Origin of the sequence: Rhodococcus sp. NPDC006774 (genome assembly GCF_040636045.1) — a bacterium.
In the GTDB taxonomy this organism is placed as follows: Bacteria; Actinomycetota; Actinomycetes; order Mycobacteriales; family Mycobacteriaceae; genus Rhodococcoides.
In genome coordinates, this window is sequence record NZ_JBEYIW010000002.1 from 248,950 (window position 1) to 274,223 (window position 25,274).

The window sequence follows — 25,274 nt, forward strand, 5'->3', positions numbered from 1 at the left end:
TCCGCAGTGACCGTCACCTCTCCCCACTTCGATACACGTGATTCGGACGACGACATGCCACCGAAGTGGTGGAACCGACGCATCCGTACCCGCGCTCAGGTGACCGAGATCGCCGTCATGTTCGGCGCGCTGTCGATCGTCTCCTTCTGGGCTGCCGGGCTCGGCATCGCGGCAGGACTGATCGCCGTCGCTTCCGCGCTGTGGGCCGATCGCAGCCCAGATCTCGCAGGCGAGCGAGCCGAACGCTCCGACACTGCCTTGGCCGTCGGCACCGGAATTCTCGGCATTGTCGTCGGCGTCGGATTTGTTGTGATGGTGTTGCCGTACTGGTGACGTGACCCTCCCCGAGGCCGGTCGATCGCACAGCGGTCGGCCGGTTTCGTCGTTTCGAAGAGAATTTCCGTTTTATCTGCGACGGTCCGTTGCACTAACGCATTTTATGTGTGACGCTGTGTTGCGTACACATTGTTCGGACGCAGGCGGAAGGACCACCATGACTGCAGTCGACGACGCACGAACGCTCTACCGAGACAACCTGCATGCACTGTCGACGGCATCGGTGCATCAGCACTTCGACGCCTTCCTCGACATCCCGTGGGATGAGCCCGAGTACGCGATCGTCCCCAACGATCCACGCTGGGTACTTCCCGACGAGGATCCGCTCGGCCACACCGACTGGTACAAGTCGCGTCCCCTGGACGAGCAGATCCACATCGGTATGTACCGCCAGGCCAGCATGGTCAAGGTCGGCCTGCAGTTCGAGCAGATCCTCATCAGCGGACTCATGCACTACGCCCTCACGCTGCCGAACGATTCACCCGAATTCCGGTACTCGACGCACGAGGCGACCGAAGAGTGCCACCACACCCAGATGTTCCAGGAACTGGTGAACCGCATCGGCATCGATGTACCGGGCGGGCCCGCGTGGTTCCGCAAGATCGTGCCGGTGCTCGCACTGTTCGCGAGCCGATCGGCACCGTTCGGATTCTTCGTCGGCGTCCTCGCAGGAGAGGAGCCGATCGACCACATGCAGAAGGGAATCCTGCGCAGCGGTGCGGTGGGGCACCCCCTGGTGATGCGCGTGATGCAGATCCACATCGCCGAAGAGGCGCGGCACATCGGCTTCGCGCACCAGTACCTCAAGCACAAGGCACCGCGGCTCGGACGCGTTCAGAAGGCGTCGATTTCGGTTCTGATGCCCGTCATCATGCGAATTCTGTGCGACATGATCATGAAGCCCAGCAAGCAGATGCGACGCGACCTCGCCATCCCCGACGACGTCGTGGACGCCGTGTGGTGGAACAGTGAACCGTCACGAAAGGCATTGCGCGACACCTTCGGTGACGTGCGGATGCTGGCCGACGAACTCGGAATGATGAACCGCGTGTCCCGACGCGTGTGGCGCGCCCTCGGTATCGACGGACGTCCGTCGCGCTACCGCAGTGAGCCGTCGTTCGGCTGAGTTTCCTCGACGACGCTTTCGAGGGGCACCTGCGGGATTGCGATCCCGCGGGACGCTCCGAGTCCCTTGACCTGCAGCCAGATGGTGTCGGCCAGGAACGTGGCGAAATGATCTAGGCCGGTCCGTGATTCGGTCTGTCCGCTCCAACTGCGCACCGCACCCATGCAGCCGGAGACCAGGCCTGCCACCCACGGCCGCACCAGCGACCAGTCGTCGGCGGTCAGGTCTGCGTGCACGAGTGCCAGGAACGCGGCGACGCTCACTTCCAACTGCTCGGCCAGCATTGCGTTGGTCTCCTCGAGGGGCGTCGGTGCCTCGGCACTGACGTCCTGCTCGACGAAACGCGTCCACGCGGGATGCTCGGCAACCCACCGCACGTACGTGCTCACCACGCGATGGACCACATCGCGAGGTGTTCCGGTCAACGCGAACGACGTGACCAACGTGGCCGTCAACTCCGAGCAGATGGCCCGCTGAATGGCCGTATCCAAGTCGGTGCGATCACGAAAATGCCGGTACAGACCGGTGCGATGCACCCCGGCCTCGGCGGAAATCTGAGCGGTGGTGAGCCGCTCACCGGGTGCGATGTCGCGCGCCAGCACCGTCATGGCGGCGTCGATGATATGGCGTCGACGATCGGTGTTGTGCTGTTCCCAACGCCGCTTACGGCCATCGGACTTCGGGCGTGGGCCACCGTCACTCATGCTGCATGTTCTCACGTCCGCACTGGTCGAGGCTGTCAGTTGCTGCGTTTACGAAGCGCGAACAGAACACCGGCCGCACCCACCGCGACGACGACCACCGCAATGATCCAGATCGGAAAGCCGCTGCTGTCTTCGGTGTCTTCCGCGGCGGCGGTCGGTGTTGTTTCGGTAGGGGCTGGGGCCGCCGCTGCTGCGGTTGCCGCCGACGTCGGAGACGCCTGGGTGAGTTGGAACGGGATGCTGCCGGTGATCGGATGCCCGTCGGCGGAGACCACTCGGTAGCCGATGTTGTACTCACCCGCAGCGCCGAGCCCGTCCAGATCTACGGTCACCGTGCTGCCGTCGACGACGGGATCCGATGCTGCCCAATCGATCCCATCGGGTGCGATGACGGTGACGGTGGCGAAGTTCGACTGCACGGACTGATTGAACGTCAGGGTCACCTCGTCCGGCGCGGCGTCGAGCGTGGAGTTCTCGGCAGGATTGCTGGACTGTAGAGACGCATGAGCAGCTGCCGGGGCGACCGACAGTGCCGTCGCGGTGAGAATGGCGGCTGCGATAACGGCCAGGCGTTTCATCGGGTGCTTTCTTGTTGTGGTGCAGGGTTATTCGTGCGGGGGCTCGCCGGTGACCTTGTGGTCGGCGAAGTTGAGGCCCTCTCGCACGAGACGGGCAAGGTGACCGTCGGCCAGGCGGTAGATCACGTTGCGGCCGTCGCGTCGGGTCTCGACCAGTCCGGTGAATCGGAGCTTGGCCAGATGCTGGCTGACGGCGGTGCGGGAGGTTCCGGTGGCCGTGGTCAATGCGCTGACGTCGGCGGGGCCTCGGTCGAGTAGCCAGAGGATGTGCAGTCGGGTGGGGTCCGAGAGCATCCGAAAGGTGTCGCTGGCCGTGGCCAGGCGGGCGGAGTCCGGTTCGACGGCATGGTCGAGACTGATGCGCGGTTCCTTCTTCGGTGGCATCGAACGTCGTCTCCCTACGCGGAGACGACCACCGACATTCGGGAGCGACTCCACAGGCGTGCTGCGGACAGTGCCGCAAGTGTAGCCAAGCCCGTGAGCGCCATCGCCGCGGTGAACAGCCCGAACCGGGCACCGACCCACCCCGCAATCGGATACGTGAGCAGAAACGCCGCGTGCGACAACGAGAACTGCGCTGTGAAGATGGACGTCCGAGTGCTCTCGTCGGATTCACGACGCAGAATCCTCGCCGACGGCGTGTTGATCATCGACGTCCCGACGCCCAGCAGCGCCCATGTCGTGGCCAGTGCAACCCAGGCGGCCGGCCCTCCGTGCAGGGTTGCCACCAGTGTTGCTGCGGCAGTTCCGGTCACGGCTACTGCCGCCCCGGTGAGCATGAGGGTGTGATCGCTGATGGATCCGAGGGCTCGCGGGACGAACAGTGCCGCGACCATCGAACCGGCACCGTACACGCCGAGAGCGATGGCCAGCTGGCTGCTCGATCCGCCGAACAGATCGCGGACATAGACCACGGAGTTGACCACCACGAGAGCCGTCGCTGCGGCGACCACCGTGTTCAACGCGAGCAGTCCCTGTAGTTCGGGATTTCTGACGAACGTAGCGATGCCCGAGGTCGGTCTTCGGGTCTTGGTTGCGAGGTGTCTCGGTAATGCGGTGCCGAGCACCAGTGCCGCGGAGACGACGAACCCCAGAGCTGTACCGACGAACAGCGTGTGGAAGCCGATGACGGTCAACAAGGCTGCGGCGATGAGAGGGCTGACCAGAGATTCGAGGTCGTAGGCGAGTCGCGAGAGTGTCAACGCGCGGGTGTACTGCTGCGCGTCGGGCACCACGGACGGAATGACCGCCTGAAAGGTGGGAGTGAAGGTGGCCGACGCGGCCTGCAGCACGAAGATCAGCACGTAGACCTGCCACACCTGATCGACGAAGGGCAACGCCAGCGCGGTGAGTGCTCTGACGACGTCGGCGGTGACGAGCACGAACCTGCGGGGAAGCATGCTGGTCAGTGACGAAACAATAGGAGCGACAAACACATACGCGATCATCTTGATCGCCAGAGCGGTGCCGAGCACAGCGCCTGCGGCACTTCCTGCGATGTCGTACGCGAGCAGCCCCAACGCGACCGTGAGCAGTCCGGTGCCCAGCAGCGCGACGACCTGCGCGGTGAAAAGGCGTCGAAAAGCGATGTTGGCGCGAAGCATGGGTTCAACGTACACACATGTGCGCACTTGCGCACTGATGGGATCGATGTTCGTGTTGCAGGCCGATCGCGATATATTTCGGTACCGTTCAACGGTCGGCGTCACAAGTGAGGTGGTTCATGACCGTTACGCGAAACGCATCGAACGAGGTGATGCGCCGTGCCGTCGATCGTCTGCCGTCGATGATCGGGTACTGGGACAGCGCGCTCCGGAATGTGTTCGCCAACCGTGTGTATGCGGATTTCTTCGGAATCGAACCTCAGGACTTGGTCGGCAAGCACATCCGAGAACTGCTCGGTGAGACGCTGTACGAATTGAACCTGCCGTACATCACCGGCGTCCTCGCCGGTGAGCAGCAGCAGTTCGACCGGACACTCATCGACGTCAACGGTGCTGTGCGCGTTACTCAGGCAACCTACGTGCCCGATATCGTCGACGGTGTCGTCGTCGGGTTCACCGCGTTGGTCGTCGACGTCAGCGCGCGAGCCGAGGTCGAGCGTGAGCGCGATCGCGCGATCCGGCTGTTCCAGAACGTGATGGAGAACGCCCCGATCGGCAAAGCGGTGATGACCCGCGACGGACGATGGCTCCAGGTGAACAAGGCCCTGTGCGAATTGCTCGGCTACACCGCAGAAGAGTTGCGACAGAAAACTTTTCGTGACATCACCCATCCCGACGACATTCCCCTCGCCGACGAACACCTCAAGGGATTGGCCGAAGGGACGCTGACGAACGTGGCGTCGGAGAAGCGATACATCCGCAAGGACGGTGCCACGATCTGGGTGCAGCGCAACGTGACCGTGGTGCGCGACGACGAATCCGGAGACGTGATCATCGCGCAGATCCAGGACATCACCGCACGCAAAGCTGCCGAGGCATCACTCGAACGCCAGGTGCTGATCGACGACCTCACCTCACTGGCCAATCGCCGACGCCTGATGTCCGAGTTGCATGCGATGAAGGACTCCGCCGACGGTCGTCCGGTGGGAGTGCTCTTCGTCGACGTCGACGCCTTCAAGTCCATCAACGACCGATTCGGACACGCGGTGGGGGATCGAGTACTCCAGGCAATCGGCCGTCGCATCCTGGACAACACCCGCTCCGATGACGTCGCCTGCCGCATCGGCGGAGACGAATTCGTCGTCCTCCTGCGCAGTGCCCGCTCACGCAACGGTGTCGAATGCCTCGCCGACCGAGTTCGCGGACTCCTCGCCGGCCCCTACGACATCGACGGCACCGACATCCCGGTCTCGGTGAGCGTCGGATGGAGCTGGGAACCGGCCGCCGACCCGGACCAACTGCTACGAATGGCAGACGAGCGAATGTACTTGTCCAAGCGCGCCTGAGATCCGGATCGATGTGGGTTTCAGTCGGTCAGAGTGCAACAGAGGCGCATCGATCCGCCGGACCGGTGCATCTCAAAGACGCGTCGGCCGAGCACCGAGTGGCGGCGTGGGGGCAGGTCCGCGTTTCTTGCGTGAATCGACCCGGTAGGCCAGGTAGAGATACAGGAATCCGGTGATGGCACCGCCCAGGCATCCTGCTGCAGTATCGAGAGCTGTCGAGCCCGAGTTGATCATCAAGTGCATCAGGAGGAAGCCGAGACCGACTGCGGGGACCAGGGCAAGCGCATTGATGTAATCGGCTCGGGTTGCGCCGCACTTCTTGCTGAGTGCGCCGGTCATGACCCACTCGCGAAACGGCTTCTGCATCTCGGCCTCCGACCTGGCGTGGTCCACTTTGCCCGTTTTCTTCACGATACCGGATAGTTCGCGACGCTGACGATGTCTTGGGAGGGTGCTCTGATGATCCTCGCGGCGGCGAAATCGGGTGCAACCGACCGCGCTCAGCGCGGCTGGCTGCACCGGATTCGATCGAGGGTTTCGGTAATTTCGGCGATCACGTGATCCATGCGTTCGGTCAGGTCGGCCCAGGTGTAGCGAAGGATCGTCCAGCTCGGGCTGATGCCGTTCTGCCTGCTCCGATCCCGTTGGAATGCATCGTGATCGGAGTGGAATGCCCAGCCGTCGATCTCGATGGCCAGCATCTCGGCGAGGAACGCGATGTCGAGTTCGTACTCGCCCCATCGATAGTTGACCACCCAGCCGCTGATCTTGCGGGCCCGGAACTCTCCGATCAAGAGACGCTCTCCCTCCGAGCGGGCGCCGTTGGCTGCTACTTTCAGCAGCCGCCCCGCCTCGGGAGCGCCGGTGCGACCCGGGTTTCGCGCATGGGCTCGCTCCAATCGCCCGAGGTCGGTATGTCGCTGAAGGGCCCGATCCATGATGTGCGCCTTGCCTATCGAGGCTTCGAGAACGGTGAGTTCGAGAGACGTGACCTGAAGCCCGCGGCGCTCGACGATGTCCTTGCTGTGGATATCGCGGCGGCGGAGTCGGCATCCCTCGGCGCGGCTTCGCCCCTTGCGCGGGGTGGTGACTTCGATGATGCTCGGTGCGTCGGTTATCACCCGGTGCCAGAAGGCCGCGGCTTCCCCGCTGAGCACAGCGTTCGGTCCTGCACCCCACACAACGCATCGAATGCGCGCGTCCGCAGTGAACGGGCGGTCGACGACGAAATACACCCCGCGATGAATCGTTCGCCACGCACCCGCTCGCACCGAGCGGTCCACAGCATCGCCGCTCAGGCCGCACATCGCCGCCTGCGCACGGGTGATCACGCCGTCGTGCTGTGCCAACCATTCATCGAGCATGTCCACTTGGACGTTCACTGCGCTGGAGCGGTTCCACGGTGCGAATCGGGTGCAATGGACCGCGCTCAGCGCGGCTGGCTGCACCGGATTCAATCGACGTGGAGCTGTGTGTTTGAGTCATTCGCATGGAATGGGTCGCCAAGGAGCTGTGCGTGGCGGCGGCCAGTGGTGCGTGCACGGCTGCGGTCCTCATTTGGTCCAGTGCCAACGGTCGGTGGTGGGACCTGACCCTCCCGGCTGTGATCGGCGGAGTGGCCGGACTGATGGTCGGCCTGGTCGCGGTCGCAGGTGGGCACTACGCAGTGCGGACTACGGCGTTCTGGCCGCCGCGGACTCGCAACCGATGGAGGCACCGTTTCGCGCTGTGTTCGGCAGCGGCCGTGATGCTGGTGGTTGGCGGACTGCTCGCATGGACCGAGGCGGCCTCGGGAAATCCATCTCTGCACCCGGAGTCGTTGATAGTGCTCGGAACACTGACATCGGTGAGCTACGCATTCGCGTATGTTCTCGCGCCCTCCCGTTTCGGTAATCCGGTCAGTGAGAACGTCCAGATGCGCTGAGTTCGGTCGACTGACCCCAGAGCGAAAGTGCTAAAGGACGCTGCTTCGGGCCGGTCACGGTGCCCACCGGCAATCTCTGGATGATGGGCGACAACCGCAGCGGCTCAGCCGATTCCAGAGCCCACCGCAAAGACGAACTGGGCGGCACGGTGCCCGTTGGAAATGTCATCGGCAAAGCGCGCCTGATCGTTCTGCCTCCCTCGCGATGGGGCACCATCGAGTCGCCGTCGATCCAGGATCGCTGATCAGAATCCGAGATCTCGCTTGCGGCGCTCGCGCTCGAGTCGACGTTGCTCTTCTGCGCGCTCTCGGCACTGCCGAAGAAATTCCGCATCGGCATCTGGATTCTGCGCGGCCTGACGACCGGGGCGCGTTTCGTACTCCGGAAACGCAGAATTGATCGCCCGCCGGTTGCCGCCGCCGGGACCTCCCCAGATTCCACCCCCGATCGGACGACCCGCGAACAGCCACGCCAACGAGCCGGCGAGCGGGAGAAACACCACCAACAGCAGCCACACGATCTTCGGGAGGAATCGCACTCCACCGTCGTCGGCCGTGATCACGTCGATCAGACAGAACACCCACAGCAACATCACCAGCAAACCGAGATACGGCATGTGATCCTCCATGTTCGAGACCGTTCGGTCTGATGTACCGAGGATCGTAGCGGGATTGTCGCGAATTCAACAGACGTGGCCTGACGTCTGTTCGTCGACGGAGAGGGGCGACCCGCCGCCGCCCTTCTGTTCGCCGGGAGCTTCGTGCCCGAAATATGTTCGACGCATTCACGGCCGGGTGGAAAACGTTGTACGCCAACATGGGTGGCACCCCGGTGTCCCGGGTTCGAGAACGACGAGGCAAACCGGTTCTTCGATCGACATCCGAAGGTAGACACTCCGGAGCCGGCCTGCAATCGCTTCAGCCCACAGGGCAACCGGCATCACGTCGACCACCCCGACCATGCGGGAGGGCTCAACCGAGACGATGACGCTCACGCACTCATCGCGCCGCGCGGCTCGATGATTGGCGCGGAATCAGCGTCGGGAGAGCCATTTTCAGGGGAGTCGAGCCGTCGTCACCGTTGAGCAGTATTTCCATTGCGGTTCGGGCTATCTGGTCGAATGCGGTGCGAACCGATGTCAGGGGGACCGGCAACAGTTGGGCGAGCGGGATGTCGTTGTAACCGACGAGTGAAAGGTCCTCTCCGACAGCCAAATTGTGTCGATGCGCTGCCGACAACACTCCGAGGGCGAGGTTGTCGTTGGCGGCGAACACGGCGGTCGGACGGCCTGTGCCGTCGAGCAGATCGTGTCCTGCGCGTGCACCGGCTTCGATTCCGTAGCCGGTCTCGATGGTCCACTCCGGGCGCTGTTGCAGGCCGGCTTCGGCAAATGCCTTGTGCGCGCCCGCCAAACGGCCGACGGCGCTGGAGGTGAACAGAGGGCCTGTCAGCACTGCGATGTCGGTGTGGCCGAGATCGATGAGGTGACGAACCGCCAGATATCCGCCTGTCTCGTCGTCGCCGATCGAGGACGGGCTCTTGCCGTCGGTTCTCAAGACCAGGACGTGAGGAATTCCGTTCTCGCGGAGATGGCTGGGGAGGGGGTCGTCGGTGCGGCTCGTGGCGAGAACGACCCCATCGACATTGCGCTCGAGAAGCGACTGCGCGGCGTTCCATTCGTCGGTGGGATCGTCGCCGCTCGTCGCGACGACGGCGTGGTAGCCCTCTTTGCCTGCAGCCCTGTCGATGGCCTCGAACATCAACGCCATCACGGTGTCCGAGAGGCGGGGCACCAGGACACCGATGGTGGCGGTGGCACCCCGCCGCAGATTCGACGCGAACGTGTTGCGCCGATACCCGAGATGCTCGGCAATCTCGCGCACCCGGACGGCTGTCGCGGATCGGGACGGTGCGACACGGTCGTCGAGCACGCGGCTGACGGTCGAGATGCTCACCCCGGCAGCCTTGGCGACGTCACGCAGCGTGACGGCGTCCGTGCGCTCCGTCGAGAGCCCGCTTCGGGTGGAACGCATGTGCAGTTCCTGACTGTTCGTTGAACTCCTGGTACGGCCGAACTTACAGATCGCCAGCCTGCGGCGCATGCAAACGTCCCAGGAACGTTTGCACCGGCGTAGAGAAACGCCCGTCACTCTGCATCTCGAAAGTGATGGTTGACACATTCATGGCAGTGGGCTTAGCGTGATGCAAACGTTCCCGACAACGTTCCCATCAGATTCTCGAGAAGGACGACAACATGAATTCACTCGATCTCCGCGGACTCAGCCCGGCACCGATCACGCCGTTCACTCGCGACGGCGAGGTGGACTACGACGCAATCCAGCGCCTCGGGTCCTGGCTCGGCAGCGTCGATGGCGTCAAGAGTCTCGTCGTCCTCGGTCACGCGGGTGAAGGCACGTTCCTCACCCAGACCGAGCAGGCCAAAGTGATCGGTGCCTTTCGCGATTCGGTCGACGGAAAGCTTCCGATCATCGCAGGCATCACCGGGGAAGGAACGGCCGTGTCCGTCGAAGAAGCCAAGCGTGCAGTCGACGCGGGTGCGTCGGGCGGCCTGGTCTACCCGTCGCACGGTTGGCTGCGCTTCGGCTACCAGGACGGCGCACCGCAGGACCGCTACAAGGCACTGTACGAAGGGTCGGGCCTGCCTCTGATCCTGTTCCAGTACCCGGACGTCACCAAGGCGACGTACAACCTCGACACCCAGCTCGAAATCGCTGCTCAGGAGGGCGTTTTCGCCACGAAGAACGGCGTTCGGAACATGCGCCGCTGGGACCGTGAGATTCCGGTTCTGCGTAAGGAGAACCCGGACCTGCAGATCCTCAGCTGCCACGACGAGTACCTGCTGCACACCATGTTCGACGTCGACGGGCTCCTCGTCGGCTACGGCGGATTGGCTCCCGAACCCCTCGTCGAGCTCATCGCCGCAGGCAAGGCCAAGGACTACCCGGCCGCACGCGCCATCCACGACCGACTCCTGCCCGTCACCGCGAACGTCTACCACCGCGGATCTCACATGGAGGGCACCGTCGCGCTCAAGGAAGGCCTGGTCCACCGCGGCATCCTCGAGCACGCCACCGTCCGCTCGCCGCTGCTGCCACTCGCCGCAGGCGCTCACGAAGAGATCGCAGCAGCACTCGACTCCGCGAACCTCGGCTCGGTAGTACCCGCGCTGGTCTGAGTTCCTTCACAGGATCAGACCGCGTCAGATCACTCGGTAGGCATCGATGGCCATCTTCCTGTGACCATCGATGCCGCACACCGACCTTCGCTCGTACTTTTCGTATCCGCTCCCCACCGCGTCGAGCCGAGGGCACACTGCCTCTAGTAGCGAGTACGGAGCGTCACCAGAAAGGCTCGTCATGAGTCATCCCCGCACGACCCCGGTGGCACCAGCCGCGTCCACCATCACCGCAGACGGACCGCCTGCCATGTCGAATCGATGGAAGACCGTCCTGAGCACGCTGGCCATGGCGGGTCCCGCCTTCATTGCCGGTGCCTGGCAGTTCGGCCCGGGAAACCTGGCCAGTGCGGTCGAAGCAGGCAGCAAGTACGGCTACGCGTTGATCTGGGTCGTCGTGTTGTCGACGGTGTTCATGCTCGTCTACGCCGACATGAGCGTGCGTCTGGGTATACGCACGCCGAAGTCCTTGATCAGCTCGGTCAAAGACGTCCTCGGTCAGCGCGTCGGTGTCGCAGCCGGAATCGGTGTCTTCGTCATCACACTCTGCTTCTCGGTCGGCAACGCCGTCGGATCCGGGCTCGGGCTGTCGATGGTCTTCGGCGGCTCCCCGCTGATCTGGACGATAGCGTGCACGGTATTCGTCGCCCTGATCCTGTTGTTCCGCAACGTCTATCGCATAGTCGAGCGAGTCCTGCTCGTCATCGTCGGACTTCTCGGTGCCGCGTTCATCATCAGCGCAGTCATTGCCAAGCCCGACTGGTACATGGCACTCAGCGGAGTCATGCCCAGTGCCCCTCCAGGAAGCATGCTGCTCATCGTCGCTCTCGTGGGCACCAACTTCTCGCTCAACGCAGCGTTCTTCACCTCCTACGGCATTCATGAGCGGGGCCGTACCAGAGACGAATATCGTCGAACCTCCATCGCCGACACCATTCCCGGCATCGTCGCCCCCGGCATCATGACCGCACTCGTCATCGTCGTGGCCGCCGCCGTTCTCGGGAGCCAGAACGCCGAAGCGGCAACCCTGGTCGGACTCGCCAAGATCTTCGAGCCGATCGCGGGGCCCATCGGATCCACGATCTTCGCGCTCGGACTGTCGGGAGCTGCGTTCTCGTCCATGGTCGCCAACGCAACCGCCGGCGGCACGATGCTGTCCGACGCATTGGGCCGAGGGGCCTCTCCGAGTACCCCAACGGCCAAGGCGACCTGCGCTGCAATCCTGGCATTCGGCCTGGCGATCACGATCGTGTTCACCTCGTCGCCGATCCAACTCATCATCGTCGCTCAAGCCCTGACCGTGCTGGTGGCCCCGTTCCTCGGCTTCCTGCTCTACGTGATGAGTAACAACCGTCAGTTGATGGGGGATCTCCGAAACACGTGGTGGAAGAACGCACTCGGCGTCCTCGGCTTCTTGTCCATCCTGTCTCTGTCGGGTCTGCTGATCTACGAACTGCTGACTCGGTAGCCCGTCGAGTCGAAGCGAATCCCGAGTGGGAGCTCATACGAGCGCCCGCCCGGGATTCTCTGTATCCGGCCAACCGTCACCGTGTGTTTCTCGGCATGAACTGTCCGGCTGTCGAACCGATGAGTGCAACGCCGAAACCAGCGCATTGCAGTGCTGTCATGTTCTGTCCCAACACGATCCAACCGAGGGCGGCCGCGGTCAGCGGACTGAGGACGCCGAGCAGGGAAATGCTTGCCGAGGGCAGCGCGCGGGAACCGCGGAACCACAACGCGTACGCCATCGCGCCGCCGATCACCGAAAGCCACGCGTAGCCGAGTACAGCCTCGGCGTCGATGGACCACGGACCGTCGTCGACGATCGGAATCAACGGGAAGATCACCATGCCGCCGACGAGTAGTTGCCACGCAGTGGAATTGAGCGGATTGGTGTTGGGCGGCACACCCCAACGCTTGGTGAGGACGATGCCGGTCGCCATGCTGGCGGTACCGATGGCCGCGGCGGCGAGGCCGATCGCGTCGAGTCGCACGGTGCTCGAGATCGTCGTCAGCGCGACCCCGACTGCAGCGACGAGGGCCCATCCGATCTGCACACGACGCGTGCGTCCCCACCCGAGTGCCGTGGACATCGCGATGATGACGAGAGGTTGAGCAGAACCGATTACGGCTGCGGTGCCTCCAGGAAGCCGGTAGGCCGCTACGAACAGCATCGGAAAGAACAATCCGATGTTCAACACGCCGAGGACAGTGGTCTTCAGTCGCCAACCGCGTCCTGGAATCCCCGGTGAGATGAGTAGAAGCAGCAGCCCCGCCGGAACGGCGCGAAGAACACCGGCGGTCATGGGTCGATCCGGCGGGAGAAGCTCGGAGGTCACCAAATATGTTGTCCCCCAGACAATGGGGGCCAGTGCGGCCGCGGCGGTGATTCCGAGAGTCGAGGATGCGCCGCGTGGCTCCCGAGCGTGGGTCGAATCAGCATCGGTATGTGATGCCCGCATCTCGCCTCCTGGTTCGAAAACATCTTAACGTTGAACTATCACTGCGTTGAACAGTATGCGTATGCTTGCCGGACGTCAACGGTTCAGCGGTGAGGGGTCAGTAGGTGTCGGACGAGGTGCAGGATGCAGTGGATCGGATCCTGCAACAGTGGACGGTCGAGCGGCCCGATGTGGATGTCAGCCCGATGGCAGTCATCGGGCGCATCAGTCGAGCTGCATCCGTTCTGGACAAGCGTATTCAGGTGACTCTGGCCGAGTATGGTTTGCAACCAGGCGAATTCGATCTGATCGCTACGCTTCGACGCACCGGAGCCCCGCATCGCCTCACCGTGGGGCAGTTGCTCGATAGTGCAATGGTCACGTCGGGAGCCATCACGAATCGCTTGAATCGGCTCACGGACAAAGGGCTGATCGAACGCGAAATCGACCCGACGAACCGTCGAGTGGTCATCGTGCAGTTGACGGCTGCGGGGATTTCCGCTGTGGATGCAGCGCTACCGGCACACGTGGCGAACGAGGAAGCGCTGCTGACATCACTTGCTCCCGGCGAACGAAGCCAACTCGCTGCCTTGCTGAAGCGACTGCTGCTCGACATTCAGCAGTAGCAACCTCGTCGTATCCTTGGCCGTATGGGCGAATCGCAGATCGACTTACGAAGGCCCGCTCTCATCGTCGTCGATGTACAGGCGGGATTCGACGATGCCGAGTTCTGGGGTCCGCGGGACAACCCGGCGTGCGAAGGCAACATCGCCGCTCTACTTCGCTTGTGGCGGTCCAAGTCCTGGCCGGTGGTGTTCGTCCGACACGATTCCGATAACCCCCGATCTCCTTTGTCGCCGAGCGGTTCTGGGCACGCGTTCAAAGACATCATCGAAGGAAGTCCCGACCTACTGGTCAGCAAACGGGTCAACTCGAGCTTCTACGGCACGCCGGATCTCGATGCCTGGCTACGCGCCGAAGGCATCGACCAGGTCGTCATCTGCGGAATCACGACAAACCACTGCTGCGAGACGACGGCTCGCATGGCCGGAAACCTCGGATACGACACGTACTTCGTCATCGACGCCACTCACACCTTCGATCGCCTCGCCCTCGACGGAACCACCGTTCCTGCCGCGACGTTGTCGGCCATGACTGCGACCAACCTGCACGGGGAATTCGCGACTGTGGTTGCGACGGAAGACCTGCTCTCGGGCTTGTAGCCGAGCCGTTTGATACCGTTCGGTATGGCGAATCGGCGGACGACTGCGGGTCTGGCGGGACCCATCGTGTTGCTGTATCTGGGCTACTTCGCGTCGATCCCGATACTCGAGGCATTCGTTCGCGGGCTGTTCGAGCCGCGATTGAACTGGGCTGAGATCGGCTTGGGTGGAACGATTGTGTTCGCATTCATGGTCGTTGCAGGACTGATTGCATGCGCCGCGGCGATACGGATTCTTGTCGACTCGCCGCGATTTCCGGGAATCGTGGCGACCCCAGGCTCGTCCATCGGCCGAAAGATCGATGCGGTGGGTATCACGCTGATCGGGTGCGCTGTCGCCGTGATCTCGCTGATGGGCGAGGGTCTGGCACTCGGTTTCTTCGCCCCCATCGTCACTGGATGGTTGTGCGTCAACACAATTCGAAACTACAGATCGCTGTCCAGGTCCGGCCGAACTGCAACGGCACAGTGATCCGTGAACACCGCACTTGCGCTCGCACTGATGGTAGGACTTGGCGCGTTCGCGTACGGCGCTGCAGTTGGCTTTCGAGGTAAGGCGCTCCACGTCGACTACTACGGCCGCGACGTATCGGACAGGGTGAAGACCACACCACAGCTTCGCGAAGAAGCCAATAGGTCGTTCAAGATCTGGTGCGTCGTCGCCGCGATGTTGCTTCTGGCCCCGCTGATTTGGCTCTTCGCTGATTTCCAGCGCGAAAGAACAACGTGGGAGTTACTCGGTCTGGCGGCCTATGTCTTCATCGTCGTCATCGTCGGCAGCTACCCGTTCGCGAAGATGAGTGCTCCGCAGTGGCGTGATTAGGTGCCCTGGTTGGCACTTGACCGCATCACTGCCGAAGGCACTGGGCCGTCGTAGCGGGCGATCGGGCGAATGATCTTGCTGTCGTGCGACTGCTCGACGATGTTGGCGCACCACCCGACCATCCGACTGGATGCGAAGGTGGGCGTGAACATCGACCGAGGAATTCCGCACAGTTCCATCACGACGCCGGCGTAGTACTCGACATTGGCGTACAGCTTGCGGTCCGGCTTGAGATCGGCGAGCGCAGCGGCGATGACCTTCTCGACCTGAACCGCCTTGTCGATGAGCTCACCGCCCATCTCCTGCGCAGTCTCGCGCAGCATCACCGATCGGGGATCATCGGTTCGGTACACCGGATGCCCGAATCCCATGATGCGTTCGCCTGCAGAAATTTTCGCTCGCGCCCAGGCGTCGGCGGAGTCGATGTCGGCAATCTCGTCCAGCCCGTCGAGAGCCCGATCGGGCGCACCGCCGTGCAATGGACCAGCGAAGGCACCGATCGCGGCACACACTGCGGATGCGATGTCGGATCCCGTCGACGCCACGACTCGCGCAGTGAAGGTCGACGCGTTGAACCCGTGATCGATCGTGGCGGTGAGATATCGATCGATCGCTCGGGCACGATCGGCGTCGGGCACCTGTCCGGTGATCATGAACAGCCAGTTCTGAGCCGTGGTCAGGTCCTCGCGTGGATCGATCGGCGCCTGGCCGGCCCGAATCCTGTGCACCGCAGCCAGGATGGTCGGTGTCATCGCACACAGACGCAGCGCGGTCGCACGCTTGTCCGATTCCGACGACTCGTACAGCGGCACAGCGCCGGCCACTCCCGACAACACCGTCCGCAACGCGAAGAGTGGTTGTTCCGGACCCGACAGTGCCACTGTCTTCACGGCCGCTGCGACGTCCTCCGGCAGCACGCGCAGCGGTGCCACCGTGCGCTGGAACTCGGCGCGCTCGGAGTCGCTCGGCAACCGGCCCTCGACCATGAGGAACCACGCGTCCTCGAAGGTCAGGTGTAGCGCGATGTCGATCGCCGAATATTGCCGGTAGTGATAAAAGCCTTCGTCGCCGCGTACATCTCCGATCGATGTGGTGGTGACGACGACGTTGTGGAGCCCCCGTGGGGCGTCGAGAACGGTCATGGCTGCACTCCTTTGCGCTGGTCAACCCCTACGATCCGCGCTAATGTTGATTCTTGTCAATGTTGATCGAGTCAATGTGGAAGGCGGACATGACGCACGCCGACGGTCGAAACATTCTCACCACCACGCAGGCCGCCGCACGACTGGGCGTCAAGCCGGAAACCGTGTACGCCTACGTCAGCCGCGGTCTGCTGACCAGCACTCGACTACCCGGAGTGCGCGGGAGCGTGTTCGACGTCGACGAGGTGGAATCTCTCGCCGGACGCGATACTGCTCGGCGCACCGATATCGGTGCGGTGGAACGAATTCGGACTCGGATCACGCTGATCGACGATGGTCGTCTCTACTACCGGGGGCGTGACGCGGTCGAGCTCAGCTCACGAACTTTCGAGTCGGTCGCACAGTTCGTGTGGACGGGTGAGCTGGTGGACGGAACCCAGTTCGTCGCCGATCCTGTTGTCGTACAACGATGCCGAGATGCACTCGGGTTGTTGTCGCCTGATTGCCGGTCCATCGATCGGATCCGCATTGCCGTCGACATCGCGTCCACCTACCGCCCGATGAGATTCGACACCGGGTCCACATCCGTTGTCCGCGAGGCAGGGCAGCTGCTGCTGACGGTCGCAGCAGCCCTCGGTGGTGGTTCCTCTGAGCTTCCGGCCGCCGAATCGGTCTGGGAGGCAATCAAGTCCGACACATCCGATCCGAATGGTCGGGTGGTGCTGCAGGCCGCGCTCGTTCTGATGGCCGACCACGGTCTGGCTGCGTCGACGCTCGGAGTTCGGGTTGCGGCGAGCACCCGGGCCAATCTGTACTCGATAGTCTCGGCGGGACTCGGATGTATCGACGGCCCCCTGCACGGCTCGGCCGCCGATCCCGTGCACCGGTTCCTGACGACGGCAATCGATGATCCGATAGGCGCTCTCGCAACACAATTGAGGTCCGGGGAGCGGGTGCCCGGCTTCGGGCACGTCATCTACACCGACCGAGACCCTCGCGCCGAGGAAATACTGCGATTGCTTCGGGACCCCGCTCACGGTGCGGACCCCGTGGTGGTCGCTGCTGCGGACACGATAATCGAGGAGGTGAGTAGCAGATTCGATACCTTTCCGAACTCGGATTTCGCTCTCGCCACGTTCACGCTCGCCTACGGACTGAGGGCAGACACGCCGGAGATGCTGTTCGCACTGGCCCGGATCGTGGGGTGGACGGCACACGCCCTCGAAGAATACGACGAAGAGTCCCTGCGCTTTCGAGTTCCCGGCATCTACACGGGGACTCGGCCCGGAACCTACTGAGGCGTCGGGCAATCCAGTAACGCGAACGCAGCATGCAGTTGGCGACGCGCTGCGGTGACCTCGGCTGTGTTGTCGGCCAGGTGATGCAGGAGGGCGCGCTGGAAGATGCCGTCGAGAAGGATGTAGGCGGAGGCCTTGTCGAGTGCAGGCGTAGTGCCGCGAAGTTCGCAGTATCGAGCCACCACACGCCAGATCATGTCCTCGCGACGTTCCTCGATCTCGAGCACGTCGTTGCGGAACGAACCGTCGAACAGGGCTTGATTGCGCAGGTCGTACCAGAGTCGATGAATGCCGGCGTCCGCAGCCAGAGTGGCGAAATACTTCGCCTCGAAGTCCGCGTACAAGCCGGTGGCGTCGACCGCGTTGGCCACCACCTCGTCGTAACGAGTGACGCAGATGGCCTCGTACTGGCGAACGGCGTGCGTGATGAGGTCGAGTTTGTCGGTGAAGTAGTAGTGCAGAACGCCGTGCGAATACTCGGAATTCTGCGCGATCTCCCGCAGTGACGTGCGGGCATAGCCCAATTCGGCCAGCGTGTGCAGTGTCGCCTCGGCCAGTTCGGTCCGCTTGGACTCGAACTTGTTGCGGGCTCGCTCTTCGATGCGCGCGCGCGGATCAGCGGTCTGGGTCATGGTCCGGGTCCTTTCCGCGCGTGGTCGTCAACCCAGTGTATGCCCGACGGCCGATCGGGGGATGTCGGCGTCGCGCAAAGCCTGGGCAGTTGTCAAGAAAAAGCTTGACGTCTGTACAAATTCTATCCTAGTGTGATGCGCAGCACACGTCAGAAGGGCGGATGTTCCCTACGTCCCCTCCGGTGCTCGCAGTCTCAACCCATCTCGGTCCGCCGTGCGGACGGGCCGATCACGAGAGGACCTTCCATGCCAACCGACAAGCGTGTCGTCGTCTACGGTGCGTCGGGCTACACCGGCCGACTGATCTGTGAATACCTGCGCGAGTACAACATTCCGTTCCTGGCCGCCGGACGCGACGAAGGCCGAGTCAAGGGCATCATCGACGTGGTTCCCGGCATCGAGACCGTCGAACACGATGTCGTCGAGGTGGAACACACCGCAGAGGCCCTCGCCGAGGCATTCCGGGGCGCGGAGATCGTCCTCAACACGGTCGGACCGTTCTCGCGATACGGCCACGAAGTTGCGCAGGCGTGCATCGAGATCGGCGCGCACTACACCGACACCACGGGTGAGCAGGACTGGATGATCGACGCCGAGGCCAAGTACGGCTCGGAATTCGCTGCCCGAAACCTGGTATTCACACCAGGTTTGGCACAGATGTACAGCATCGGCGAGATCGCTGCGAACATCTGCCTCGAGACGCCGGGGCTGGACACGCTCGACATCGAGGTTTTCTGGAAAGGGCACCCGACGGTCGCGTCGACGAACACGATCCTCACCAACGCCGCGTTCTCCAAGGCCTATTACCTGGAGCAGAACGAATACGTCGAATGGCCGGACGACGGCGTCATGCAGGTCGTCGTGCCCGGGCAGCACGACCTGGGCCTGGCTCTTCCCTGGGGCGGGACATCCCATCCGGTGTGGTTCAAGAACGACCCGCGCGTAGCGAACGCCCGGGCGCTCGGCGGCGTCATGAACAAGCCTCTCATGCTGGCGGTGCCCCAAATCATCTCCGCCGCAATGGCTCAGATGGAGGGCAAGTCCGATGCGGAGAAGTACCAGATCATCGACACGGTGGCAGGCTCGGTACGAAGCGAGACACCTCCCCGAGAAAACCCGCGCATCAACACCTCACTCGATTCGGTCTACGCGTCGGGACCGCTCGGTCGCGTGCACACCGTGATTCACGGCAACTGCAACTACAAGCAGACTGCACTGCTCAACGCCTACGCAGCGGCGCATCTGCTCCAGGGTCCGCCGAAGAAGGTCGGATTCGCCTCGAGCTGCCAGGCATTCGGACATCGAGAACTGCTCGGCGTGCTTCGCGCGTTCGGGCTGGTGCTCGAGCCCATCGTCACTGCACACAGCTGAGGACAGGGCCGATGCGGCTGTCCGATTACCTCGACAAGGGTGTGTCACTGGGCCGAGACGCACCCTGTCTCACCATCGGTGACACCACCCGAAACTACGGCCAAGTGTACGACGACACGGTGGCCATCGCCGCAGCGTTGCAGCACAACGGGATCGAGGCAGGTGACCGGGTCGCTGTGCTGTCCGCCAACGACCCGCTCGCGCTGACCTGTGTATTCGCGATCTCGCGGGCAGGGGCGGTGTGGTGCCCGATCAATCCACGCAACGAAGCCGACGAGAATCGGCAGCTGTTCGAGCTGTTCGGCTGCCGATTCCTGTTCTTCCAGAAAGCCTTCGCCGATCTCGTCGGTCGCATTCGCGACCAGCTTCCTCGGTTGGAATGGCTCGTCTGTCTGGACGGCGACGTGCCGGGCGCGCTCTCGTACGACAGCTGGCTCGTCGAACACGGTTCCGATTCTGTTGCCGAGAGACGACCGGCGGACGGATTGTGCATGATCGCCGGCACCGGCGGTACGACCGGAAAACCCAAGGGGGTGAGGCTGACCGAGGAGAACATGATGACCTCCACGGCAACAGCGCTCATGAGTTATCCCTTCGGGGATCGGCCTCGGTACCTGGCTCTTGCACCGCTGACCCACTCGGCGGGCGTGCTGACGTTTCCCATTCTCAGTCTCGGCGGACACGTTGTGGTCATGGGCGCTCCCGACGTCGGAAAGTTCCTGTCCCTCATCGAGAAACACGGGATCACCCACGCGTTTCTGCCGCCGACGGTGATCTATGGCGTGCTCGATCATCCGGATCTCGACGTCACGGATCTGACGTCGCTTCGGTGCCTCTGGTACGGGGCCGCACCGATGTCGCCGACTCGACTGGAAGAGGCACTGACCCGCATCGGGCCGGTTCTCGGACAGCTCTTCGGCCAGACCGAGGCACCGAACATGATCGCCACGCTCGCTCCGGTCGATCACTTCCGCAGTGACGGATCGATCGCCACCGAGCGACTGAGTTCGGCAGGCAAGCCGACTCCTCTGACCACGGTGGCGATCATGAACGACGATGGTGGACTGGTCGTGCGCGGTGAGCGCGGTGAGATCGTCGTTCGCGGTCCACTCGTGATGCAGGGCTATCACGAGAATCCCGACGCCACCGCCGAAGTGGGTGCCCACGGGTGGCACCACACCGGCGACATCGGGTATCTCGACGACGACGGCTACCTGTATGTCGTCGACCGCGCCAAGGACATGATCATCACGGGCGGGTTCAATGTCTACTCGGCCGAGGTGGAACAGGCCCTGCTGTCGCATCCGTCGGTGAAGGAATGCGCAGTCGTCGGACTGCCCGACGACAAGTGGGGCGAACGCGTCACCGCAGCAGTCATGTTGCGACCCGGCCGGGACGCGTCGGACGAGGATTTGATCTCACACGTGAAGGCGAAGATCGGAAGCATCAAGGCACCCAAACAGATTCAGATCTGGACCGACCTTCCCCGCTCGAAGGTGGGAAAGATCCTCAAGACCGAAGTACGCAGCACCATGTCTCACTCATCATCGAAGGGAAGCACACCATGACCGAGTTCGAGGGCAAGCGAGTATTCGTGACCGGATCCGGAGCCGGCATCGGAAAAGCCATCTCCCAGATGTTCATCGAGCGCGGTGCTCGTGTCGTCGTCAGCGACATCGACGAAGGCGCAGCAGCCAAGGCGGCCGAGGAGATCGGTGCCGCCGGTATCGCGAACTGCGATGTGTCCGACGAGAGTCAGGTGCAGAGTGCGGTGGCGCAGGCCGTGGAGATTCTCGGCGGACTCGACATCGTCATCAACAACGCGGGAATCGAAGTGTCGTCGCCGCTCCTCCAGCAGTCGACGGAGAGCTTCGACAAGATCTACTCCGTCAACGTCAAGGGCACGTTCCTGGTGATGAAGGCTGCGATCGGTGCGCTGGTCGAGTCGAAGGGAAACATCGTCAACATCGCATCGCTCGCCGGTGTGGGCGGTACCGCACTGCTCGGGTCCTACTGTGCGACAAAAGCTGCAGTCATCCAGCTCACCCGCGTCGCTGCCATCGAGATGCGCGCATCGGGAGTGCGAGTGAATGCGGTGTGCCCCGGATTTGCCGATACCGCAATGGTCGACCGGTTGGTCCCGGACTTCGAAGCCGCGACCCAGATCCCGTTCGGTGACCTCGTCAAAGCCAAGCAGGGACGGCTGGGCACACCGGAGGACATCGCGGAAGTGACGTTGTTCCTCGCCTCCGACCGGGCGTCGTGGATCACCGGAAGTCACTACATCCTGGACGGAGGGCTGTCGGCGTCGCTCGTGTAGGCCCGAGGGCTCCCCGTCACCCCAGGGCGACGGGGAGCAACCCTCGTGGAGTGTTGGACGCGATGTCGGCGAGAGCATGGTTCAGTGTTGCGTGCTCGAACTCGAAGCCACTGTCCGTCAGTACTTTGGGGTCGACCCAGCGACTCTTCAGGACCAGTTCGGCTTCCGTGCGAATTACTCGTGCCCCGAATTGAAGCAGCCATGCCGGTGTCGGTAGACCGTGACTGCGGCCCAGTGCATTCCGGACCTGCCGCATCAGCTCCTCGTTGGTCACCGGGAACGGGGTAGCAACGTTGACCGGGCCGGAGATGCCGGTGTTGTCGTAGAGGTGATCGAGGACGCGTCCAACATCGGCGACGTGGACCCAACTGAACATCTGGCCGCCGTCGCCCATCTTGCCGCCGAGCCCCACTCTGGCCAGGTCGATGATCGGGTTGATCGCCCCGCCGCCTGCGCCCAGCACGATCGACATACGAAGCGCCACTTTGCGAATGGCCACATCGGCGTCGAACAGCTCACGCTCCCAGGCGCGGGCGACCTCGACGGAGAAGCCCGAGCCCATGTCGCCGGATCGTTCGTCCATCGGCCTGTCGCGCGAATCGCGATAGATGGTGCCGGTGCTGGCGTTGACCCACAGATCTGGTGCGCTTCGGACCTCCGCCAGGGCGCGGCCGAGCTGGGCCGTCGTCTGGATGCGCGATGACATGATCTCGTCCGCGTTCGTCTTGTTGTAGCGACAGCTCACCGAGCGGCCTGCGAGATTGATGACCAGATCGGAGCCGTCGAGTACATCGACGAGGCTGCGATGATCGGACCACGTTGCATCGCTGGCGGTTCCGCGGCCGACGGTCCTGACGCCAACGCCGCGATCTTCGTAGGAGCGACGCAGGTACCGGCCGATGTAGCCGGAGGCACCGCACAGGACGACGGTCGATGGTGAATCACTCATTGTTCGAGCCCTTCTGGGGACGTCATTCGTTTCAACAGGCCGGCCACGTCGGTGACCAACCCCCGCGCCACCGGGAGGCGAGCGAGGCGTACGGCTTTGGCCACCACTGGAACGAGCCCGTCGACCAGACTGCGGGTGCGTGCCTGGTTGTCCGAAGAGTCGGTGACCCAATGGAGGGTGACACCCATGTAGATCATCCAGAGCAGCTGTGGCAGAACATCCTTCAGAGATGCCGGAACCTTCTGTTTCGACGTCTCCAAGGTGGTTCGCATGAGGTCGATGGCCATGGACCTGGCGTCGGACGACTCCTCCGAGAACGGACTGGAACTGGACCGGGTGGGCAACGCCAACTGTAGGAAGGATCCACCGAAGGCGTGATACGGCTCCATCACGTCGAGGCCGGAATGCAAGACGGCAGCAAGGTTTTCGGACAGTGATCCGCCGTCGACGAGGACGCGGAGCGCACGTTCGCGGTGATCGCGCTGGATCACCGTGTACAACTCGTTGACCAGTTCGTCCTTACCGGTGAAGTAGTAATAGGCATTCCCGAGCGAGACGCCCGCTTCGTCGGCGATGCGACGCATCGTGGTTGCTTGAAACCCTTCCTCGCGAAAGAGGCGTAGAGCTACCTCGACCACCTTGTCGCGAGTCTCGGACGTGCGAGCCATCGATTCACCTCGGTTCTGAACGTGTTCAAACGCGACCATAGACCTGTTTTTGAACACGTTCAAGATCAGATGGTGGATGTCGGTGATGGCTCTGCCCGATTTTCAGCGGTGACCACGGTGCCCGATCCCGGTTCGACGGAAGATCTGGCCCCGATCGAGGAGAATTCCTTCCATGTCGCCGCCGGAAAGGACCTACGCCGAATTTCCCTCGCCCGTCGACGGGATTCGGTGCACCTGGGAGCGGCGATGCCACGCGGGGGACCGGCCGTTGATCGTTCCCGACGGATGCGTGGATCTGATCTGGTTCTCCGATGGACGACTCGAGGTGGCGGGCCCGGATACCGCAGCCCGACAAGCCGTCACCCTCGGTCCGCTGGAGATGGTCGGCGTGCGTCTCGCTCCGTCCGCAGCTCGAAGGGTCAGCGCGATTCCAGTCGGTGAATTGTGTGATCAGCAACCGCATGTCGCAGCGCTCGGGGCTTCCTGGTTGGAGGCTGCCCATGTCCTCACGGGCCAGGATCCGAACGGTGCTATGCCAGCGCGGCGCAAGATGCTCGCCGACCTCACCGTTCGGGCCATGAGGCCTGCGGAGGACGGGCTGGTCCTGGCCGCTGTGCAGGTACTCGAGGCGTCGCCGGGTATCAAAGTCGGTGATCTCGCCGTCGGCTTGGGAGTCGGTGTTCGGCAGCTGCATCGGAGGTTCGTCGACGAGGTCGGCTACGGCCCGAAAACCCTCGCCCGGGTCATTCGCGTCGGGCGGCTCGTCGACGTTGCTGCCACCGTTCCCGACCTGGCGTCGCTCTCGTATGCCGCAGGCTTTGCGAGTCAGGCGCACATGTGTGACGAGGTACGTGCACTCACCACGTTGACACCGGTCCGATTTCTGGAAGAACGCCGCGGCGCGTCTTACGTAGGGTCGCTGCTATGAACCGAGAACCCTTCGTGGCAAGTAGACATGTGGCTCGAGTTATCAGGCGCACACCCGACGAGGTGTACGAGTTCGCTGCGAATCCTGCGAACTTGCCCAAATGGGCAGCAGGACTGGCGAACAGTCCGGTGACCATCGACGGTGATCGGCTTCTCGTCGATTCGCCGATGGGACAGGTGACAGTACGCTTCGTGCCGCACAACGATCTCGGCGTTCTCGATCACGACGTGACACTGCCGTCGGGGACCGTCGTGAACAATCCCGTAAGAGTTCTGAGTCATCCGAACGGCGCGGAGATTCTGTTCACGGTCCGGCAAATCGAACTGAGCGACGAGGAATTCGAGCGTGATCTCGGCATGGTCGCCGACGACCTGAAAAGACTCGAGGAGGTACTGGAAGCTCAGTGACCACGTGCGTCCATGAACAGGGAAATCGGCGTACAGCAAGCTGGCAGTGTCTGTATAGCTGCGCAACACCAGGTTCCGACTGAATCGATGTGTCTTCCGGACCTTCAGCTTCCGCATCTCTGCGGTGATACCGCCGGATAGTGGTTCGACTTCGATTACTCGTTCACCGGCATGCAGGTGTCGATTCACCCATGCTCGAGTGGACGAACCCATTGTCGAGAGAGGTGTGGCTCCGGTCATGGTGTCACCGTCTCAGTT

General features: G+C 63.0%; 29 protein-coding genes and 1 pseudogene. 17 read left to right on the forward strand and 13 right to left on the reverse strand.

The window, feature by feature from the left end; translation table 11 throughout:
* Positions 1-6: 6 nt before the first annotated feature.
* On the forward strand, positions 7-333 hold the full coding sequence (locus ABZ677_RS04225) for a hypothetical protein (RefSeq protein ID WP_094740088.1): 327 nt from the start codon (positions 7-9) through the stop codon (positions 331-333).
* 160 nt (positions 334-493) lie between these two features.
* Positions 494-1,462 (forward strand): diiron oxygenase, encoded by a 969-nt coding sequence (locus ABZ677_RS04230; RefSeq protein ID WP_094740087.1) that lies wholly within the window; start codon positions 494-496, stop codon positions 1,460-1,462.
* Here the strand turns inward: ABZ677_RS04230 and ABZ677_RS04235 are convergent.
* Genes ABZ677_RS04235 through ABZ677_RS04250 form a run of 4 tightly spaced genes read right to left on the reverse strand, consistent with a single transcriptional unit; the run spans position 1,435 to position 4,348 of the window.
* Positions 1,435-2,166, reverse strand: coding sequence for a TetR/AcrR family transcriptional regulator (locus ABZ677_RS04235; RefSeq protein ID WP_052047927.1), 732 nt, complete (start codon positions 2,164-2,166; stop codon positions 1,435-1,437). The genes ABZ677_RS04230 and ABZ677_RS04235 overlap by 28 nt on opposite strands.
* Before the next feature lie 35 nt (positions 2,167-2,201).
* Positions 2,202-2,744, reverse strand: coding sequence for a copper resistance CopC family protein (locus ABZ677_RS04240; RefSeq protein WP_358366820.1), 543 nt, complete (start codon positions 2,742-2,744; stop codon positions 2,202-2,204).
* 27 nt (positions 2,745-2,771) lie between these two features.
* Positions 2,772-3,128 carry a metalloregulator ArsR/SmtB family transcription factor gene (locus ABZ677_RS04245; RefSeq protein WP_032396178.1) on the reverse strand — a complete coding sequence of 119 codons (357 nt, stop codon included), beginning with the start codon at positions 3,126-3,128 and terminating at the stop codon, positions 2,772-2,774.
* Between the two features lie 14 nt (positions 3,129-3,142).
* Positions 3,143-4,348 (reverse strand): MFS transporter, encoded by a 1,206-nt coding sequence (locus ABZ677_RS04250; RefSeq protein ID WP_358366822.1) that lies wholly within the window; start codon positions 4,346-4,348, stop codon positions 3,143-3,145.
* Between the two features lie 119 nt (positions 4,349-4,467).
* On the opposite strand from ABZ677_RS04250, the gene ABZ677_RS04255 reads away from it, so the two are divergent.
* Positions 4,468-5,694, forward strand: coding sequence for a GGDEF domain-containing protein (locus tag ABZ677_RS04255; protein ID WP_143546079.1), 1,227 nt, complete (start codon positions 4,468-4,470; stop codon positions 5,692-5,694).
* A gap of 72 nt (positions 5,695-5,766) precedes the next feature.
* Here the strand turns inward: ABZ677_RS04255 and ABZ677_RS04260 are convergent, their stop codons facing one another.
* Positions 5,767-6,105: a hypothetical protein gene (locus tag ABZ677_RS04260; protein ID WP_358366824.1), complete on the reverse strand. Its 339-nt coding sequence runs from the start codon at positions 6,103-6,105 to the stop codon at positions 5,767-5,769.
* A gap of 89 nt (positions 6,106-6,194) precedes the next feature.
* The gene (locus tag ABZ677_RS04265) at positions 6,195-7,076 is read right to left on the reverse strand and encodes a type IV toxin-antitoxin system AbiEi family antitoxin domain-containing protein (RefSeq protein ID WP_358366826.1); all 882 of its coding nucleotides are present in this window, start codon (positions 7,074-7,076) and stop codon (positions 6,195-6,197) included.
* 107 nt (positions 7,077-7,183) lie between these two features.
* On the opposite strand from ABZ677_RS04265, the gene ABZ677_RS04270 reads away from it, so the two are divergent.
* Both ABZ677_RS04270 and ABZ677_RS04275 read left to right on the forward strand, forming a co-directional pair.
* Positions 7,184-7,618, forward strand: a complete 435-nt coding sequence (locus ABZ677_RS04270; RefSeq protein WP_358366828.1) for a hypothetical protein — start codon at positions 7,184-7,186, stop codon at positions 7,616-7,618.
* Positions 7,619-7,635: 17 nt separating this feature from the next.
* Positions 7,636-7,863, forward strand: a pseudogene (locus ABZ677_RS04275) (S26 family signal peptidase); the annotation flags it as partial.
* Here the strand turns inward: ABZ677_RS04275 and ABZ677_RS04280 are convergent.
* Positions 7,864-8,235 carry a PLD nuclease N-terminal domain-containing protein gene (locus tag ABZ677_RS04280; RefSeq protein WP_037194160.1) on the reverse strand — a complete coding sequence of 124 codons (372 nt, stop codon included), beginning with the start codon at positions 8,233-8,235 and terminating at the stop codon, positions 7,864-7,866.
* A gap of 382 nt (positions 8,236-8,617) precedes the next feature.
* Entirely contained in the window at positions 8,618-9,652 is a 1,035-nt protein-coding gene (locus ABZ677_RS04285) for a LacI family DNA-binding transcriptional regulator (protein ID WP_052047928.1), read from the reverse strand.
* A 221-nt stretch (positions 9,653-9,873) separates the two neighbouring features.
* Here ABZ677_RS04285 and ABZ677_RS04290 point away from each other — a divergent pair, with 221 nt between their 5' ends.
* Positions 9,874-10,815, forward strand: coding sequence for a dihydrodipicolinate synthase family protein (locus ABZ677_RS04290; RefSeq protein ID WP_037193826.1), 942 nt, complete (start codon positions 9,874-9,876; stop codon positions 10,813-10,815).
* Between the two features lie 250 nt (positions 10,816-11,065).
* A complete protein-coding gene (locus tag ABZ677_RS04295; RefSeq protein ID WP_306437411.1) occupies positions 11,066-12,283 on the forward strand; it encodes an Nramp family divalent metal transporter in 1,218 nt (405 codons plus the stop codon).
* A 76-nt stretch (positions 12,284-12,359) separates the two neighbouring features.
* Here ABZ677_RS04295 and ABZ677_RS04300 read toward each other — a convergent pair whose 3' ends face one another.
* Positions 12,360-13,277 (reverse strand): EamA family transporter, encoded by a 918-nt coding sequence (locus tag ABZ677_RS04300; protein WP_358366829.1) that lies wholly within the window; start codon positions 13,275-13,277, stop codon positions 12,360-12,362.
* Between the two features lie 104 nt (positions 13,278-13,381).
* Here ABZ677_RS04300 and ABZ677_RS04305 point away from each other — a divergent pair, with 104 nt between their 5' ends.
* From ABZ677_RS04305 to ABZ677_RS04320, 4 genes are read left to right on the forward strand one after another with little or no spacing between them, the layout of a single operon-like run.
* The gene (locus tag ABZ677_RS04305; protein WP_358366831.1) at positions 13,382-13,882 is read left to right on the forward strand and encodes a MarR family transcriptional regulator; all 501 of its coding nucleotides are present in this window, start codon (positions 13,382-13,384) and stop codon (positions 13,880-13,882) included.
* 24 nt (positions 13,883-13,906) lie between these two features.
* Complete coding sequence (locus tag ABZ677_RS04310) at positions 13,907-14,479, forward strand: cysteine hydrolase family protein (protein ID WP_358366833.1); 573 nt, start codon at positions 13,907-13,909, stop codon at positions 14,477-14,479.
* A 24-nt stretch (positions 14,480-14,503) separates the two neighbouring features.
* Positions 14,504-14,950, forward strand: coding sequence for a hypothetical protein (locus tag ABZ677_RS04315; protein ID WP_358366835.1), 447 nt, complete (start codon positions 14,504-14,506; stop codon positions 14,948-14,950).
* 3 nt (positions 14,951-14,953) lie between these two features.
* Positions 14,954-15,301, forward strand: a complete 348-nt coding sequence (locus tag ABZ677_RS04320; protein ID WP_358366837.1) for a hypothetical protein — start codon at positions 14,954-14,956, stop codon at positions 15,299-15,301.
* Here ABZ677_RS04320 and ABZ677_RS04325 read toward each other — a convergent pair.
* Positions 15,298-16,443 (reverse strand): citrate/2-methylcitrate synthase, encoded by a 1,146-nt coding sequence (locus ABZ677_RS04325; RefSeq protein WP_358366838.1) that lies wholly within the window; start codon positions 16,441-16,443, stop codon positions 15,298-15,300. The two genes, ABZ677_RS04320 and ABZ677_RS04325, sit on opposite strands and share 4 nt — an antisense overlap.
* 89 nt (positions 16,444-16,532) lie before the next feature.
* Between ABZ677_RS04325 and ABZ677_RS04330 the strand changes: the two genes are divergently transcribed.
* On the forward strand, positions 16,533-17,741 hold the full coding sequence (locus ABZ677_RS04330; RefSeq protein WP_358366840.1) for a citrate synthase: 1,209 nt from the start codon (positions 16,533-16,535) through the stop codon (positions 17,739-17,741).
* On the opposite strand, the gene ABZ677_RS04335 is transcribed toward ABZ677_RS04330, so the two are convergent.
* On the reverse strand, positions 17,735-18,373 hold the full coding sequence (locus ABZ677_RS04335) for a TetR/AcrR family transcriptional regulator (protein ID WP_037193838.1): 639 nt from the start codon (positions 18,371-18,373) through the stop codon (positions 17,735-17,737). The genes ABZ677_RS04330 and ABZ677_RS04335 overlap by 7 nt on opposite strands.
* A 246-nt stretch (positions 18,374-18,619) precedes the next feature.
* On the opposite strand from ABZ677_RS04335, the gene ABZ677_RS04340 reads away from it, so the two are divergent.
* Genes ABZ677_RS04340 through ABZ677_RS04350 form a run of 3 tightly spaced genes read left to right on the forward strand, consistent with a single transcriptional unit; the run spans position 18,620 to position 22,064 of the window.
* The gene (locus ABZ677_RS04340; protein WP_358366842.1) at positions 18,620-19,744 is read left to right on the forward strand and encodes a DUF5938 domain-containing protein; all 1,125 of its coding nucleotides are present in this window, start codon (positions 18,620-18,622) and stop codon (positions 19,742-19,744) included.
* A gap of 11 nt (positions 19,745-19,755) precedes the next feature.
* Positions 19,756-21,312 (forward strand): long-chain fatty acid--CoA ligase, encoded by a 1,557-nt coding sequence (locus ABZ677_RS04345; protein ID WP_358366843.1) that lies wholly within the window; start codon positions 19,756-19,758, stop codon positions 21,310-21,312.
* Positions 21,309-22,064 (forward strand): SDR family NAD(P)-dependent oxidoreductase, encoded by a 756-nt coding sequence (locus ABZ677_RS04350; protein WP_094630199.1) that lies wholly within the window; start codon positions 21,309-21,311, stop codon positions 22,062-22,064. Before ABZ677_RS04345 ends, ABZ677_RS04350 begins: the two co-directional genes overlap by 4 nt.
* Before the next feature lie 16 nt (positions 22,065-22,080).
* On the opposite strand, the gene ABZ677_RS04355 is transcribed toward ABZ677_RS04350, so the two are convergent.
* Both ABZ677_RS04355 and ABZ677_RS04360 read right to left on the reverse strand, forming a co-directional pair.
* On the reverse strand, positions 22,081-23,013 hold the full coding sequence (locus ABZ677_RS04355; protein ID WP_358366845.1) for a TIGR01777 family oxidoreductase: 933 nt from the start codon (positions 23,011-23,013) through the stop codon (positions 22,081-22,083).
* Positions 23,010-23,681, reverse strand: a complete 672-nt coding sequence (locus ABZ677_RS04360; protein ID WP_358366847.1) for a TetR family transcriptional regulator — start codon at positions 23,679-23,681, stop codon at positions 23,010-23,012. The genes ABZ677_RS04355 and ABZ677_RS04360 overlap by 4 nt, the downstream gene beginning before the upstream one ends.
* Positions 23,682-23,853: 172 nt before the next feature.
* Between ABZ677_RS04360 and ABZ677_RS04365 the strand changes: the two genes are divergently transcribed.
* Together ABZ677_RS04365 and ABZ677_RS04370 are read left to right on the forward strand one after the other, a co-directional pair.
* Positions 23,854-24,609: a helix-turn-helix domain-containing protein gene (locus ABZ677_RS04365; RefSeq protein WP_358366849.1), complete on the forward strand. Its 756-nt coding sequence runs from the start codon at positions 23,854-23,856 to the stop codon at positions 24,607-24,609.
* The gene (locus ABZ677_RS04370) at positions 24,606-25,016 is read left to right on the forward strand and encodes an SRPBCC family protein (protein WP_358366851.1); all 411 of its coding nucleotides are present in this window, start codon (positions 24,606-24,608) and stop codon (positions 25,014-25,016) included. Before ABZ677_RS04365 ends, ABZ677_RS04370 begins: the two co-directional genes overlap by 4 nt.
* Positions 25,017-25,274 lie beyond the last annotated feature (258 nt).